This window comes from Thalassotalea euphylliae (genome assembly GCF_003390375.1).
Classification (GTDB): domain Bacteria; phylum Pseudomonadota; class Gammaproteobacteria; order Enterobacterales; family Alteromonadaceae; genus Thalassotalea_F; species Thalassotalea_F euphylliae_A.
Genome location: NZ_QUOT01000001.1, coordinates 2,926,509 through 2,942,026, shown reverse-complemented (window position 1 = coordinate 2,942,026; position 15,518 = coordinate 2,926,509). Strand labels below are relative to the sequence as shown.

Annotated in this window: 14 protein-coding genes; 5 read left to right on the top strand and 9 right to left on the bottom strand. The window is 44.0% G+C overall.

The features are described 5' to 3' along the window. Positions 1 to 7: 7 nt before the first annotated feature. Genes DXX94_RS13000 through DXX94_RS19675 form a run of 3 tightly spaced genes read right to left on the bottom strand, consistent with a single transcriptional unit; the run spans position 8 to position 2,641 of the window. Positions 8 to 1,099 carry a glycosyltransferase gene (locus DXX94_RS13000; RefSeq protein ID WP_116016500.1) on the bottom strand — a complete coding sequence of 364 codons (1,092 nt, stop codon included), beginning with the start codon at positions 1,097 to 1,099 and terminating at the stop codon, positions 8 to 10. Then, complete coding sequence (locus DXX94_RS12995; RefSeq protein ID WP_116016498.1) at positions 1,092 to 2,213, bottom strand: glycosyltransferase; 1,122 nt, start codon at positions 2,211 to 2,213, stop codon at positions 1,092 to 1,094. Before DXX94_RS12995 ends, DXX94_RS13000 begins: the two co-directional genes overlap by 8 nt. Continuing rightward, entirely contained in the window at positions 2,210 to 2,641 is a 432-nt protein-coding gene (locus tag DXX94_RS19675; RefSeq protein WP_116016496.1) for a serine O-acetyltransferase, read from the bottom strand. Before DXX94_RS19675 ends, DXX94_RS12995 begins: the two co-directional genes overlap by 4 nt. Before the next feature lie 98 nt (positions 2,642 to 2,739). Between DXX94_RS19675 and DXX94_RS12985 the strand changes: the two genes are divergently transcribed. From DXX94_RS12985 to DXX94_RS12970, 4 genes are all read left to right on the top strand, one after another. Continuing rightward, positions 2,740 to 3,333 carry a sugar transferase gene (locus DXX94_RS12985; protein WP_116016494.1) on the top strand — a complete coding sequence of 198 codons (594 nt, stop codon included), beginning with the start codon at positions 2,740 to 2,742 and terminating at the stop codon, positions 3,331 to 3,333. Continuing rightward, positions 3,333 to 3,950 carry an acetyltransferase gene (locus DXX94_RS12980; RefSeq protein ID WP_116016492.1) on the top strand — a complete coding sequence of 206 codons (618 nt, stop codon included), beginning with the start codon at positions 3,333 to 3,335 and terminating at the stop codon, positions 3,948 to 3,950. Before DXX94_RS12985 ends, DXX94_RS12980 begins: the two co-directional genes overlap by 1 nt. Before the next feature lie 8 nt (positions 3,951 to 3,958). Continuing rightward, positions 3,959 to 5,161 carry a DegT/DnrJ/EryC1/StrS family aminotransferase gene (locus DXX94_RS12975; RefSeq protein ID WP_116016490.1) on the top strand — a complete coding sequence of 401 codons (1,203 nt, stop codon included), beginning with the start codon at positions 3,959 to 3,961 and terminating at the stop codon, positions 5,159 to 5,161. A gap of 97 nt (positions 5,162 to 5,258) precedes the next feature. Further along, positions 5,259 to 7,253 (top strand): polysaccharide biosynthesis protein, encoded by a 1,995-nt coding sequence (locus DXX94_RS12970; protein ID WP_116016488.1) that lies wholly within the window; start codon positions 5,259 to 5,261, stop codon positions 7,251 to 7,253. 22 nt (positions 7,254 to 7,275) lie between these two features. On the opposite strand, the gene DXX94_RS12965 is transcribed toward DXX94_RS12970, so the two are convergent. The 3 genes from DXX94_RS12965 to DXX94_RS12955 all read right to left on the bottom strand — a co-directional run bounded on the left by DXX94_RS12965 (position 7,276) and on the right by DXX94_RS12955 (position 10,115). Next, positions 7,276 to 8,373: an NAD(P)-dependent oxidoreductase gene (locus DXX94_RS12965; RefSeq protein WP_116016486.1), complete on the bottom strand. Its 1,098-nt coding sequence runs from the start codon at positions 8,371 to 8,373 to the stop codon at positions 7,276 to 7,278. Positions 8,374 to 8,435: 62 nt separating this feature from the next. After that, positions 8,436 to 8,900 (bottom strand): RNA methyltransferase, encoded by a 465-nt coding sequence (locus DXX94_RS12960; protein ID WP_116016484.1) that lies wholly within the window; start codon positions 8,898 to 8,900, stop codon positions 8,436 to 8,438. A 12-nt stretch (positions 8,901 to 8,912) separates the two neighbouring features. Further along, positions 8,913 to 10,115 carry an MltA domain-containing protein gene (locus DXX94_RS12955; protein WP_116016482.1) on the bottom strand — a complete coding sequence of 401 codons (1,203 nt, stop codon included), beginning with the start codon at positions 10,113 to 10,115 and terminating at the stop codon, positions 8,913 to 8,915. A 158-nt stretch (positions 10,116 to 10,273) separates the two neighbouring features. On the opposite strand from DXX94_RS12955, the gene DXX94_RS12950 reads away from it, so the two are divergent. Continuing rightward, complete coding sequence (locus tag DXX94_RS12950) at positions 10,274 to 10,831, top strand: tetratricopeptide repeat protein (protein ID WP_116016480.1); 558 nt, start codon at positions 10,274 to 10,276, stop codon at positions 10,829 to 10,831. 55 nt (positions 10,832 to 10,886) lie between these two features. On the opposite strand, the gene DXX94_RS12945 is transcribed toward DXX94_RS12950, so the two are convergent. The 3 genes from DXX94_RS12945 to DXX94_RS12935 form a co-directional block, all read right to left on the bottom strand. After that, a complete protein-coding gene (locus DXX94_RS12945; RefSeq protein WP_147302288.1) occupies positions 10,887 to 11,720 on the bottom strand; it encodes a hypothetical protein in 834 nt (277 codons plus the stop codon). A 120-nt stretch (positions 11,721 to 11,840) separates the two neighbouring features. Further along, positions 11,841 to 13,664, bottom strand: coding sequence for an alkaline phosphatase (locus DXX94_RS12940; RefSeq protein WP_116016476.1), 1,824 nt, complete (start codon positions 13,662 to 13,664; stop codon positions 11,841 to 11,843). A gap of 10 nt (positions 13,665 to 13,674) precedes the next feature. Next, positions 13,675 to 15,255: an alkaline phosphatase gene (locus tag DXX94_RS12935; protein ID WP_116016474.1), complete on the bottom strand. Its 1,581-nt coding sequence runs from the start codon at positions 15,253 to 15,255 to the stop codon at positions 13,675 to 13,677. Between the last annotated feature and the right edge of the window lie 263 nt (positions 15,256 to 15,518).

The following is a 15,518-nucleotide window of genomic DNA, read 5'->3' as shown; positions in this document are numbered from 1 at the left end:
GTTAACTTCATTGGATTTGATAAATACCGATAAGCTTATCGACGACGTCATCAATGGAGTAACCATGACGTGAAAAACACGCCTGCGCCTCGCTACCTAATGCTTTGGGTGTCATAAGGTTTAATTGTTCAGTCCAGCGATTAGGCTCTGACAATGACAGAAATTTCAAGCTGCCCATTCCCATGTCTACTTCTTTTGCGACAGTGTTTGACACTAAACATGGAAGATTACTTGCCTGCGCTTCTAGCAGAGCAACTGAAACACCCTCAAAAACTGACGGCATAATAAAAGCGTTAGCGATGGCCATAAGCTTAGCAATCTCATTATTTGACGCCAGCAGGGAAAAACGCTGATGAAGGTTATCAGATTCAATTTGCTTCGCGACTTCTGTTTTTAACGGACCATCACCTACGCAAACAAAATGAATATCGTTGTCTAAATTTTTATCTTGCGCCAAGGCTAGCAAAAACTGATGGTTTTTTACCTTAGAAAATCGGCCGACATGTAAAACCAAATGTTTGTGCTTAGGTAGCTGATATTTCTCGTAAAGTGCTTTTCGGCTATCGTCTGACAAATTGGGCAGGTTATATTTTTTTACGTCGATAGCATTGTTTAATTGTTCAAAACGGCGTTGACCAAATAAGAAGCTTCCAGCTTCTTGGCCACAAGCAACATATTGATTGCTAGCCGCTCTCGTTAATTGCTTAATCACTCCAAATAAGGGTCGTAGCCATTTTGCCTCCAAACCTGCAGTATGAGAATGGCAAACTCTTACTGGCACATTGGCGAGCTTTGCTTGCCATAACATAACCACATTCTTAAAGCTGTTGTGCACGTGAATGGCTTGGTAGCATGTGTCATTATTTAGTATTTTTCGAAATGCAGCCATATACCTGAGCGGTTGCTGCTTAAAAGTGGGAAGAATAAAAACACGGCCGCCTAAAGCAATAATTTCCTGCGCTAACGGGCCGTCATTAAAGCTAATAAAGTCAAACTGCACAAGGTTTCTATCTAGCGCTCGATACCAGTTCATGACCACAGAGGAAATGCCGCCTAACGCTAAGCTGGGGATAACCTGTAATATATGATGCTTAGCCATGAGCGTTATATGCGCGAATCAAAGTAGAACGTGTTTGTTCTAATGTATAACCTCGCTGCTTAAGCTGGTTATCAATTCGGTGTTTGGGTAAAACGGGGATATTTGCCGCCTTTTCGATGGCAACTTGCCAATCACTTAACGACAGCTCTAAATCAATAAATTGGCACATTCCTAAACCAATATCAGCTTCTTCTGGTAAGCCTGTCGACAATACACAGGGCAGACCTGCCGCCTGAGCTTCCAAAGCAAATACACCGAGCCCTTCGTTAAAACTGGTCATCAGAGCAACATCAAACATGCCCAAAATATCTGCAATGTCGTTGCGCTTCCCCCAGAACCTTACTTTACCTTGAAGTTCATGGGCAGATACTTTGCGTTCCATTTCATTACGCAGTTCTCCGTCCCCGATCAAATGCAAACATACCGCTTTACCAGCTATCTTAAGGTTTCGCTCAGTTATAAATTGCAGCAATTCAACTAAAAACTGATGGTTTTTAACTGGGGAAAATCGAGCGATACAAACTAGGTTCAACGTATTAGTGGGCAGGCCAAGGCGACGCTTATCCAAGTCGCTAAAGTTTGTTCGATGTTGAAATTGCTCAAAGTTAAATGCATTAGGAAGACAATCATACTGGCTTTTATGACCGAATAAGAAGCGCCCTGCATCGTTTGAAATCGCAAACTTATGGGTCGCACAAATATTTGCTAATGTGCGTCCAAGAGCAAACATGGCTTTAGTTTTGAAGCTAATTTCGTTAATACTTTTATTGCGCGCATGAACAACGCGTACTTTTAGACCGGCTAACCACGCAATGAAAACCGCTATACCAGAGTAGTATGAAGTGTGGGCATGCAATACATCATATTGGGGTGCACATTTTAGTAAACGATATAATCCTAACAAATTAGGCAGCAGGCCATGCCTAGGGTTAGGAATGTGATGAATTGTGCCTCCAGAGGTTAAAATTTCGTCGCTAAAATAACAGACTTCATCCGTCATAATCACAAACTCGTTAACAACTCCTGTGCCTTCTTGAGTACGATAAATATCCATCATACGACTTTCTGCGCCACCTAAGTTAAGGTTGGCGAATAAATGCAGTACTCTAATCATGTGCTCACTACTCGTCGCGCAGGTATTCCCACCACCGTAGTGTTTGGCTCCACGTCTGAAAGCACAACCGAATTAGCGCCAATTTTAGCGCCATCGCCAATCGTCACGGGTCCAAGTATTACAGCACCAGCGCCGATAAATACCCCTTTACCTATAGTTGGCACACCGTTTTCGTCTCCTGTTTTACCATTGCCACCTATCGTGACATTTTGATAGATCAAACAGTCATCCCCTATTTGTGCATCACGGTGAATTACAACACCTAAGCCATTGTGAAAGAAGCCAACATTTTTGCCAACATCAGCGGTATATTTAAGATCACAGGCAAAAATAATTCGGCTAAGTTTGTAAATAATCTGGGGAATTAAAGGAATGCGTTTGAGGTAAAGATACCGCGCCAAGTAATACCAGCGAACAACTGCGTGCATAGAGAAATAAGTTTTTTGATTTTTATTATGTAATCAATTTACTATGGTTAAAAATTAAAATAAAGCACTCTAGTGCTGAACTCAAAATAAGAATAATAATGATAAAAAGACTATTTGATTGCACTATCGCAGTCTCTGTTTTGCTGCTTTTATCACCTTTGATAATCCTCGTCGCAATACTAGTTCGCATCAATTTAGGCAGCCCGATTCTTTTCAAACAACCAAGACCTGGCTTGCACGGTAAAACCTTTCATATGGCCAAGTTTCGTTCAATGACCAGTGAAACCGATGCTGAAGGAGTCCTTCTGCCAGATGCTGAGCGGTTAACTCGATTTGGTAAGTTTCTGCGTGCGTCAAGCATGGATGAACTGCCAGGTCTTTGGAATGTATTAATCGGCAATATGAGTTTAGTGGGGCCAAGACCTTTATTGGTTGAATACTTGCCACTCTATTCACAAGAACAAGCCCGCCGTCACGACGTTAAACCTGGAATTACAGGGTGGGCGCAAGTTAATGGCCGCAATACGCTAAGCTGGCAAGAAAAATTCGCACTAGATGTTTGGTATGTGAATAACCAATCATTTGGGCTTGATATAAAAATTCTACTTTTAACCGTTTACAAAGTCGTTAAACGCAGTGATATCTCGGCGCAAGGCCAAGCCACAATGACCAAATTTACCGGAAATAGCTGATGACTAAGCTAATGATTATTGGCGCTGGTGGTCATGGCAAAGTAGTTGCTGATTGTGCTGAGGCAATGAACCAATATGATGAGATTGTTTTCGCTGACGCAATTTACCCTAGCGAGACAATAAATAGCCATTGGCCAACCGTTACAAGTGACAAAGATTGGTCAAAATATCTAGAGCATTACGAATTTATTGTTGCCATCGGGAACAGCGACACTCGGCTTGCAATAACACAAAACATTACGAACACCGGTGGACGATTAGCAACACTTATTCATCCTAGAGCTGTAGTCAGTCCTTACTCAACGATTGGTAAAGGGTCAGTAGTGTTTGCCAATGCTGTTATTGGCATTGACAGCCTAATCGGGGCGGCCTGCATTATTAACCACAATGCAACCGTAGACCACGACTGTCAGCTCGGCGATGCCTGTCATATCGCTCCTGGTGCAAATATTTCAGGCGAAGCCACGTTAGGTAACAAAGTTTGGGCAGGTGTAGGTTGCAGCGTTATTCAGTGCTGCCAACTAGTAGATAACGTTTATCTAGGTGCGGGCACGGTCGTTATTAAAGATATTGAGCAAGCTGGTACCTATGTCGGTAATCCAGCACGAAAGTTATAAGGTTTTACGTGTTAAATACTAAATTTTCCCCATGGCCGAGCTTTAGCCAAGAAGAAGCAGATGCGGCATCAAAAGTTTTGTTATCCAATAAAGTCAATTACTGGACAGGGCAAGAAGGCCGGCTATTTGAACAAGAATTTGCGCAATTTGCCGATTGCCAGCATGCCGTTGCTGTTGCTAATGGTACGCTAGCGCTCGATTTAGCCCTACATGCACTGGATATTGGCGAAGGTGATGAAGTGATTGTCACCCCTCGTACCTTCATTGCATCAATTAGCTGTGTCATTAATGCAGGCGCAACGCCTGTATTTGCTGACGTTGATTTAACCAGCCAAAACATTACACCTCAAACCATCAAGCCAGTCATTTCAGACAAAACCAAAGCAATTATTTGTGTGCATTTGGCGGGTTGGCCATGCGATATGGATGAAATTATGGCATTGGCAAGTGACTACAAGTTATTTGTTATCGAAGATTGTGCCCAGGCGCATGGCGCCAAATACAAAGGCCGCTCAGTCGGTAGCATTGGTGATATCGGTTGTTGGTCGTTTTGCCAAGATAAGATTATGACCACAGGTGGTGAAGGCGGCATGCTCACCACAAACAACGAAGCCTTATGGCGCAAAGCTTGGGCCTTTAAAGACCATGGCAAATCTTACAATGCAGTATATGAACGAGAACACCCACCCGGCTATCGTTGGTTGCATGAAAGTTTTGGTACTAACTGGCGTATCACTGAAATGCAATCTGCGATTGGTCGTATTCAATTGACGCGCATGCCTGCGTGGCAGCAAGCTCGACAAGCTAATGCGGAAAAAATTCTAACGGAATGTGAGCGTCAACCTTGGCTTACTGTGGTAAAACCGCCAAACGATTATCAGCACGCCTACTACAAATGCTATGTGACTATCGCAAAGAAAGAGTTACCTCAAGGCTGGTCAAGAGATAAGGTTATTCAGGCGATAAGCCAGTTGGACGTCCCTTGTTATTCAGGCAGCTGCTCCGAAGTTTATAAAGAAAAGGCATTTGATAACACTCACTTTCGCCCAGCAAGCCCCCTCAGCAATGCCAAATCGCTTGGCGAAACTAGCTTGATGTTTCTTGTTCATCCAACCTTAACAGAGGTGGAAATTGAGCAAACTTGTTTCGCGATCAGGCAACTTGGTGAGCAACTTGCCGAACAAAGCAACAAAAAGGTTACCGAATTGTAAATATTTGTAATGACAAGTTAATTTAATATTGTCATCATGGTTCAAAAGGATACACCCCAAAACGGAAGTACAAAAATAATAAAAAGGTGTATAACCCATGAGTAGACGTATCGATCTGATCCCAAGCCAGATCAAGCTTGTTATTGCCCTAAGTTATGATTTAGGAGCGCTGAGCATCGCTTTTTTCCTGTCGTATTTCTTACGTTTAGGGGGCGATATGCATGTATTCACGCTTGCTGAGCTCTCCGTATTTGTCTTAACCGCAGGCTTTACATTGAGTTGTTTTTACCTGCTTGATGTCTACTCTTCCATCGTTCGTTACTTTAATGCCAAAGCCTCGCTTAAAATCGCTGGCATTTTAATTGGCGCCGCGTGTGTCTGTTACCTTTCTTCGCAAGTGATCGACGCGTTTGTACCGCGCTCTATTCCTTTCTCTTTTCTCGTACTATCAACTTTGCTTATTGCAGGGGCTCGCGCCTTAGTAGGAATTACCGTTGGGGAACGCTTATTTGAAGAGCGTGACCAAGTGGTGATCTATGGTGCTGGTAGCACTGGCAGACAACTGTCAACCGCACTAAACCAAAGTAACAAATACCATGTATTAGCGATTGTTGACGAAAAAACTCGCTACAAAGGTCGTAATCTCCACGGCACTAAAATCTATGGCCTAGACCAGTTAGAACAGCTTATTAAAAAATACGGTCAATTTAAGGTGCTGATTGCAGTCTCGCAAGTAAACCCTGAGCGGATGAAAGAAATCGTCAACGCTTTTGAACCCTACGCGCTAGAGCTACTCACAGTACCTTCAATGCACGATATGGTTTCGGGAAAGCATAAAATTGACGAGTTACGAGAAGTCTCGGTCGATGAACTACTTGGCCGTGAGCCAGTAGAACCCATTCCAGAGTTGCTGAGCGACAATATAAAAGAAAAAGTCGTTTTGGTCTCAGGCGCAGGCGGCTCAATAGGTAAAGAGCTTTGTCGTCAAATCATTAGTCAAACCCCACGTAGACTCATTCTATTAGATGTCAGCGAAGCGTTTTTATACGAAATCAATCAAGAGCTTAACGAGTATCAACAAAGTCACAACACAAACATTGAGCTTGTTCCGACGATTGGTAACGTGCAAAACGGCATGCTGATGACCCGTATTATTCGCACTCATCAGGTACAAACCATATATCACGCGGCGGCCTATAAGCATGTGCCTATGGTGGAAAACAATGTCATTGCTGGTATTACCAATAATGTTTTAGGCACTTATGAAATTGCCCAAGCGGCAGTTTTTTGTGAAGTTGAAACCTTTGTTTTAATTTCCACTGACAAAGCTGTGCGCCCGACCAACGTTATGGGAGCTACCAAACGAATGGCAGAGCTTGTATTACAAGGGCTCGCCAAGCGCGACCATCAAACGCGCTTTGTTATGGTGCGGTTTGGCAATGTCTTAGGATCGTCAGGCTCCGTTGTTCCTTTGTTTAAAAAGCAAATTCGCAGCGGCGGCCCAATTACCGTGACTCACCCAGATATCATTCGCTATTTTATGACCATCCCTGAAGCCGCTCAGTTAGTGATTCAAGCAGGCGCTATGGGTAAAGGTGGCGATGTATTTGTGCTTGATATGGGTAAACCGGTAAAAATTGTCGATTTGGCAGTGAAAATGACCCATATGATGGGCTTTACCGTTAAAGACCAAAACAACCCTGCTGGCGATATTGCAATACAATACAGCGGCTTGCGCCCCGGTGAAAAGCTTTACGAAGAACTGTTAATTGATGACCATGCGCAGGCAACTGATCATCAGCGTATTCTTACCGCAAACGAGCGCTCAATTAGTTGGGCGGAAGTGATGGTACTACTCAATAAAATCACTGAAGCAATGAAAGATGACAACATCGACGAAATTCGTCAATTGCTTATCGAAGCGCCATTAGGTTTTGTCCCCGCAGAGCACAGCGCTCATAGCCTTGAGCCTGCTGCCAAAGTAACTGACAAAGCGGCTGATAAAATAGAAAGTGTTGATCATGTTCAAACAGCGAGCACAAGCGAAGAAAATACCATACAGCCAGTTTCGTCTACGCCGCTGCTTGTTTGATGCCAATTAATTCGCTAAAAAGTTAAGCTAAAAAAGGCTTCCATGCATATTCGGGCAGCATATGCATACCAGCGTTAAAATTATCACTGTCAGAAAACATATGTTTAACGCCAGCAGCCATCAGTGCCAGTGAGACATCAAAAGCATTTAAACTATCACCGTAGCCAGCGGTTAAATTAAACATTGCGCCATTTGATAGCGCATAAAAGTAACGCTCACCTCGGCGGTATTCGAAAATTTCCGGCATCAGTTCATGCACTTGATAATCGGTTAATGCATCGAGCCTGATTTCATGGCTTACATGACCAACATTCATCACAAACGCTCCATCTTTTAACTGATTTAACAGTTCAGCAGAAAGCACACCAGAAACGCCTGTTGCGGTTACTATCACATCGGCTTGCAAAGCTGCGTCATCTAATGACTGACTGTGCCAACCATCATAGGCGGCAAGTAATGCACGTGACGGATCGTTTTCTGCAATAATCACTTGGCCACCAAATGCTTTGGCGGCAGCCGCACAGCCTTGCCCAACTAAACCATAGCCAACAATAAGCACTTTCTTTTCATGTAACGACAAATGAGTTCGCTCCATAAAGGCTTGCCATGCGGTTAACCCCACCATATGACGATTATGCAAACCTTCTTTAGCATCTAGATCATCCCAATTAAACACTGGATGTTTAAGTGACAAATCTTTTAGCGCTGACACCCCAGAGCCCGTGCCTTCAAGGCTAGCAATCACACTTTCGCCTGCACTTTGATGATAAATACTACCGAGTTGCGCGCCAAATTCGCACAAGTAGTGTGGCTGCCAATCCAGTGCATCATATAGTGATTGTTGCCACTCTTGATCAGACATGTTTTTCCATGCTTTGGCTTCTGCACCGAGCGACACCAAGTATTCGACCACTTCATTGCGCACTGTTGTTGGATTGCACGTAGTGACAAACAATTCACCACCTTGGCGCAAGTACCCTTCGTAGAACGCCAGCATTTTAATATCTAAATGGGTGCTAATTGCCATACGCTTGCCTGAGCAATCACCTAATTGCTTCACTACATTGGCGGTACGCACCATATGGCGATTATTCCACGCCAGCTCTTGGGTAAAATTCATGGATAACTCCGTTTAACTGTTTAGGGACGCCCCAGATTTGAAAAGGAAAATAGGTAATGAGGTTAACTAAGCTTTGCCAGTCGATCATACATCACGATGCTACCAGCAACCGACACATTAAGGCTGTAATCACCCGGCAATTGCACTAATCGATGACATTTCTCCAGCGCTTGTGGTGGCAGACCAGATTGTTCGTTGCCCAGTAAATATACGCAACGGTGAGGGTGTTCAAAGCGTGTAATATCGTGCGCATTTTCGTCTAATTCTACGCCAATCAAGGGCGTGTCGTAAGGCAAGTTTGCTACTAACTCATCAATAGAGTTGTAATGATACAAGGGGATTTTTTGCCACGCGTTAACCACATCAGTGGTTTGCTTTTTGTACTTTTTATCAACGGTGAAAATAAATGCTGCACCCAAAATATAAGCAGAGCGCCATAGGGTGCCAATATTGATTTCATCAACATTATTCATAATACCAATGCCGAAAAAGCCATTCTGAGCATAAGTTTGTTTTAAGCGAGCCATAGTTTACGTGTGTTATTTATTAATTTTTTTAAGAAGAATCCAAACATCTGCATAGTCGGGCAAATGTTTATTGGCAGCATAGTAGTCTTGCCAGCCGCGATAGCTACCTGCGAGCAAATCTAATTGGAATAGATTATTATCAAACGCACCGCCCTCGTCAGCCAAAATCGCTAGGCGAGCTTCAGAGTTAATGCCTTCAGAGTTAACGCTTTGAGTGGTGTTATCGCGAACTTTATAGTTAAGCAACATCAGCTTACCTAAGCCTAGCTGCCTAACGTTACCCGCTAAGCTTACCTGAGGTTTAATGGCAATTTTATTCGGTAAATCTTGCCCGTACCCGAGAATACTTGGCACTTCGGCAAAATACCAATAACGCGCTTGCTCACGCTTGCCGATATGGTAGTCATAAGCAATACCATTATTGCGGTGAACATTAAAATAGCGCGTATTTCCATCCACCTGCAACACGCCCGTACCTTGCAAAAGCACATCATGTAATGCTTCTTCGGTCATCCAAACAAGTGGTTTGGCAAGCTTGTCTTCGAGCAAAGCACCTTTTATCACCTCTTGTCGCGTGTATTTATAGCGAGTGAGCTGATCTTTTTTCAGCTCTGCAGCTTGCTTAGAGAGCCCTTTTTCGTCAAAAGGGAGTTGATAAAGCGCCTGATCAAAGGTTGCAGTTTGCACGCTGCTGCCATCGAGCAACTTGGCATAATACTTAGTTAAAAATAACTGCTGCTCAGGGATATTATTAAGTAATCGCGACTTCACTTCATTCGTGCTACTGCTGGCAATTTTAGTCGCTGTTGCTTTATCTGGATACCAACGAACAAAATCAAAGTTCGCTTTAACAAAGGCCTTATCGTGCAATCGACTCGGTCGCCCTGCTCTGACGTCGCTGCGGTAGGTCTCGCACAAAAATGCCAGGGTTTCGTTAACCCGCTCAAGAGAAACGTTATTGCCAATCACCGCACCACGGTGCACCGCTTTTTCGTCATCAGGATTTTGTGCAATGTATTGCTGCGTATTGTCAGCAACGATACACAATTCACTGCCCTTAAAGCCTTTTAGTTGGCCAAAATCAGGTTGATGGTCAACTTCAAAAGATGCTGCTGCAAACACCTTAACCGAGCTTGTTATAAACACACTAGTTACAAAAGCAGTCGCGATAGCGACATAAGTGCTTGAGCGCAGAGTTCTGAGCAAATTTTTCATTAAAGAATGCAGGTGTGGTAGCTAAGAAGAATCAAGATCTTATCAAGATTTGTGTCAAGAATAACAGTATTAAATACCCTGTTACATTTCGACACTCATGTTAACGACAGTCTTCATTAAACTATTGTCAACATGGATTATATATTAAGGATATTAGGATGAATACTGCACCATCAATACTTTCGTTTGTCAGTAAAATACTGCTATGTAGCTCAATCACTATTTTACTGCTGTCGAGTCCTGACAGTTACGCATTATCAAATAATAGCGACCTTATTGCTGTTGAAACCTATCAAAAAGACATTGAAAAAGCGATCGCCCTTTACAAAAAAAAGGACTACGAAAATGCCTTACCTGCCTTAGAGGAAATGGCGAAGAGAGGAAACAAGAAAGCACAGTATATGGTTGGCGTAATGTACCTCAGTAGTCAAGGTACGCCACAGGACTTAAAGAAGAGCTATGCTTGGCTCATTGTCGCCAATGAACAAAAAACCAAGGCATGGCGAAAGCCGCTAAAATGGCTCAAGGAAAATTTAGATGAGGATTACTTAGCACTAGCCACAAAAGAAGCTTCATTGTATGTCGATAAATATGGCGTAAAAGCACAAAAATTAAAGTGCCGACCGCTAAAAACACTTGGTACAAATAGGTCGATACACAATTGTACAAAGTCTGAAGTCAAGCCTGGTTACTACTACCTTGCACAAAACCGTTAATACCGCCATATCTGCCAAGTGCAACACGAAAATAAACTTCACATCACTATTTCAATTAGTGACTATGGTGATGTGAGGTAGATATTCCGCTAAAGCCCTGATTGATCATCTTCGCTAGAAACGGGTTGTTTTCGTTGTCGCCGACATCCGCATAGTCAGTTGTTGGCAATGCGTCCCACTTGGCAAACTGTTGATGAGCAACTTGCTTAGCCGCTACTTTATCGTTTTCGAGTTTAGTTAGCTGCAAGCGGTTTGTTTGTCCATTGTGTTTATTCGTCACAACTAGCTCTCTCGGTAATTCCACAGCAGGTAACCATTTAAGCTGATACTGATGTGTTGCTGTTTCTAGTGCATAGTGTTTCACTTGCTGACAGCCTTGCTCGCTTGTTTGTTCGAGGCTCATGCGCGTTAATAAATCTTGCTTGACCAAGCTGCGAACATAGTGCCACTGACTCGGAGCTTTCAGTTCACCCGATTGATACTCAATACCTTGTTGGTACTGTTCGAATACACGGGTTAACTGCTGTTGATTTTGCTTACTTAAATACCAGATATTAGCAATTTGGTGTTTGGGATTATAATGGGCGACCCGTTGGCCTTTGCGAACAAGCACTAACTCCTGAACATTTTCCTGAGCACTTTCATGAGCATTGCGATTGCTATGCGCTTCACCATGGAAAACATGTTCTTTGGCGTAATGCTTCGCATACGTATTTGAATCACCAAAGCTTTGCTCAAAGTGCGCTACTAAATATTCAGCGTTGCATGATTGCGACTCTGAATCTGCCTTATCATTCTCACCCGCTAATACTAAAGCTGGCAAGCTTGTTAACAGTAAAATAAAACTCACTGATTTTGTCATTTTCATAATTGAAGATAGAGGACGCATAGCAGCGCCCTCCAATTCCTTTTATCGCTTATTTTTGTTACTTTCTTGAACTACTTTCATGTATTAGTTTCTTGTAAGGCTGAGCTTTAGTTATTCCAAAAGCTCAACGCTCACGTACTGCTACTCTAATGCTTCGTCCGCTTGTGCGACAAAGTCGGCAGCATGATTCATAACATGGAAGATTAAGCTTTGCTCATTAGTCCCTGTCACTAAATGCGCACCAGGCCCCATGGCATAGACACCAACATCTTCACCCGCATGCGTTTCAGAGCTTAACGGGATCAAAGCTTCTTGATGGAAGCCCGAAGACTCGGTGTTAACGGTCGTTAGATCTTGACGGTCATTGACGACTTCCATGCTGTAGGCAACATCGGCATCGGTTTCATTCCCCAAGTCTTTAAAGCCTCGACCATTAGTGTACCCCACAGTGGTATATGGTAAGCCGTCTGCCGCAAGGCTTGGCTCTTCATTACCAACACTTACCACTTTACCCAAAATTGGGTTACCGCGTTTCGGATAGCCGGCAATGGTAAAGACATGGCTGTGGTCAGCGGTGACAATAATTAATGTATCTTCTGGGTTTGTCGCCTTAACCGCTGCATCAACCGCTTTAGCAAACTCTATGGTATCGGTTAACGCGTTGTAGGCACTGCCTGCGTGGTGACCATGGTCTATACGACCCGACTCAACCATTAAGAAGAAGCCTTCATCATTGTTGTCCAACACATCAATTGCTTTCGCAGTCATTTCAGTGAGCGATGGCTCGCCCAGTGCGTCTTCACTGCGGTTTGCTTCATAGAGCATGTGCGACTCGTTAAACAAACCGAAAACACGCTCTGTCGTGGCAGGGTTGATGGCATCAAAGCCAGCTTGGTCGATAACATATTGACCAGCACTGTATTTAGCTTGCCACTCAGCAGTTAGGTCACGGCCATCGGTACGATCACCTTCTACACTGCTTACCGCGTCACCAGTATTGAACGCTGCATCTTTTGGCAAGAAGTGACGACGACCACCACCGAACATCACCTCAATACCGTCAACATCTAAGCCTGCAAAACGGGCTTCTAGATTGCTCTCAAAATTCACAAGTTGCGAAGCAATGTCTTCACAGCCAGCGGCAACTGCATCGGCAGGCATGTCGGAGACATCTTCCCAGTTGCGATCCGCCGACTTTGCATAAGTTGCCGCGGGCGTTGCATGGGTAATACGAGCCGTTGAGATAACCCCCGTTGATTTGCCAACAATTTCGGCCATTTCAAGCGCAGTAACCAACTCTTGGCCAGCGACTGAGGCACAATCACTGCGCGATATCCCCTCAGCAACACCAATCACGCCAACATCAGTTTTAACACCTGACATCATCGCTGTCATCGTACCCGCAGAATCTGGTGTTTGCGCATCAACGTTGTAAGTTTTAACAAAGCCAGAATAGGGGAATTTATCAAAACTTAGCTCGTACTCTTCACCCGCTAAGCCGGCCTGCTGCCCCGCCATAATTCGCGCTGCGGTAATGGTTGAAATGCCTAAGCCATCGCCGACAAACAAGATCACGTTTTTCGCTTGACCTTTGGCGATTTCAATTGCCTCAGCACGGTTTTGTGCAATTTCAACGCGACGCTTAGCTTGGGTAAACCAAGTATTGGTGCTGGTAACATCAGCGGCACCTCCGCTAGCATTTGTAATGGTTGGTGCACAGACAAATTCCGTGGCATCAATTTCGCCAGCATCAAGCGTATTATTGCCGTTGTCATCTAAACCCGAGTCAATTTGAACGCCGCCGTTTAAGCAATTGGCGTTACCCACCGCTAGCGGTGTTTGCAGCACTAAACTGTTTAAACCATTGGTACCATTAGTGCCGTTTGTACCATCGCTACCATCATCACCGTCACAGCCAGTTAGTGCGACCAAAATTGACAACGACAAAATTTTTAAAGTTTTCATGTCACTACTCCTAGTCGTTCAGTAAGCCAAGGGATTGATTAATTAAATGAAATACAACATTTTGCTCAACAACACCTTGGGCTAAATGTGCACCTGGACCTTTGGCATGAAGTGAAATATCTTCACCAGCATGTGTTTCAGAGCTTAACGGAATAGTGGTTTCTTGGTGGAAACCTGGGGCTGTGGTATCAACTGCGGAAATATCTTTACGACCCGCATTTGGGTCAATGCCGTAAATAGCGTCAGCATTCGTTTCACTGCCTAAATCAGCAAAACCACGACCATTTGTATAACCAAGTGTGGTATAGGGCATGCCGTCAGAGGCTAGACTTGGCTCGTCGCTGCCTACTGAAACCACTTTCCCTAAAATTGGATTACCACGTTTAGGGTAACCGGCAATGGTAAATACATGGCTGTGATCCGCTGTTACCAAAATCAAAGTTTCTTCAGGGTCTGTGGCGTCAGCTGCTGCTTGCACAGCTTTGGCGAACTCAACGGTATCGTAAAGTGCATTATAAGCATTACCTGCGTGGTGACCGTGATCTATACGGCCAGATTCAACCACTAACAAGTAACCCTTGTCATTATTGTCTAAGATATCAATCGCTTTGCTGGTCATTTCAGACAATGAAGGCTCACCCGCAATATCATTAGCGCGATCGGCTTCATATTGCATATGTGATTCGTTAAATAAGCCCAGCACTTTCGTTGCGGTTGAAGCGTCAATCGCATCAAAGCCCGCTTTGTCCATAACGTAAGTGCCATTGCTGTATGTTGTTTGCCATTCAGCAGTCAAGTCACGCTCGTCGGTGCGATCGCCCTCTACCTCACTGCGTGCATCAGCACTGTTAAATGCCGCATCTTTAGGTAGAAAGTGACGACGGCCACCGCCCATGGCAACTTCAATACCGTCTACATCAATACCAGGAAAGCGTATTTCTAAATTTTTCTCGAAATTAACGAGCTGAGAGGCGATATCTTCACACCCGCCAGCAACAGCAGCCTCAGGCATGTCTGACACATCTTCCCAATTGCGATCAGCTGATTTTGCATAGGTAGCTGCTGGTGTTGCATGCGTAATACGAGCAGTCGAAACCACACCCGTTGATAGACCACGAATTTCTGCAAGTTCAACTGCGCTGACTAGCTCATTACCTTTAACGGTTGCGCAATTGCCACGTTCGATATCTTCGTCAACACCGATAACTCCAACATCGGTTTTTACACCGGAAATCATTGCCGTCATTGTGCCAGCAGAATCAGGGGTTTGCGCGTCAACGTTGTAAGTTTTAACTTGTGCAGAATACGGGAAAGTTTCAAACGACAAATAACCTTCTTCGCCTGATTGCCCTGCCAATTGCCCCTGTAAAATACGCGCTGCCGTTAAGGTAGAAATTCCCATACCGTCACCGACAAATAAAATGACATTTTTTGCTTTGTCTTTGGTTGTTTGCCCAAGCTTATTTGTGATCACTTGCTCTGCATTGCTGTACCAGCTACTTGATTTTTGCACATCTGGTAGCACTGCCGCCTGTGCGCTCGTTGCTAGTGCCGAAGCAATTAGCGAGCGAAGAATCCATCGAGAATGCATGTCTCGTTCCTCTGAAGTTTGTTTTTAGTTTGAAGTTGCTTAGGAGGGCTCTTTTTATTCTTACTTACCGCAGAAGTTGCCCAACAGCGAACCGAATATAGGTGAGAAAAATGACAGCTAGGTGGCATGTTTATGACTGACGTATGAACAATTGTTGACACTAGACTAACAAGTGTCACACAGGTGTCATTTTGTGAATGACGATTAAAAATGGCGGCTTTCCCACCAGAAGCATTTGCATTTATATGATAACTAGATGATTA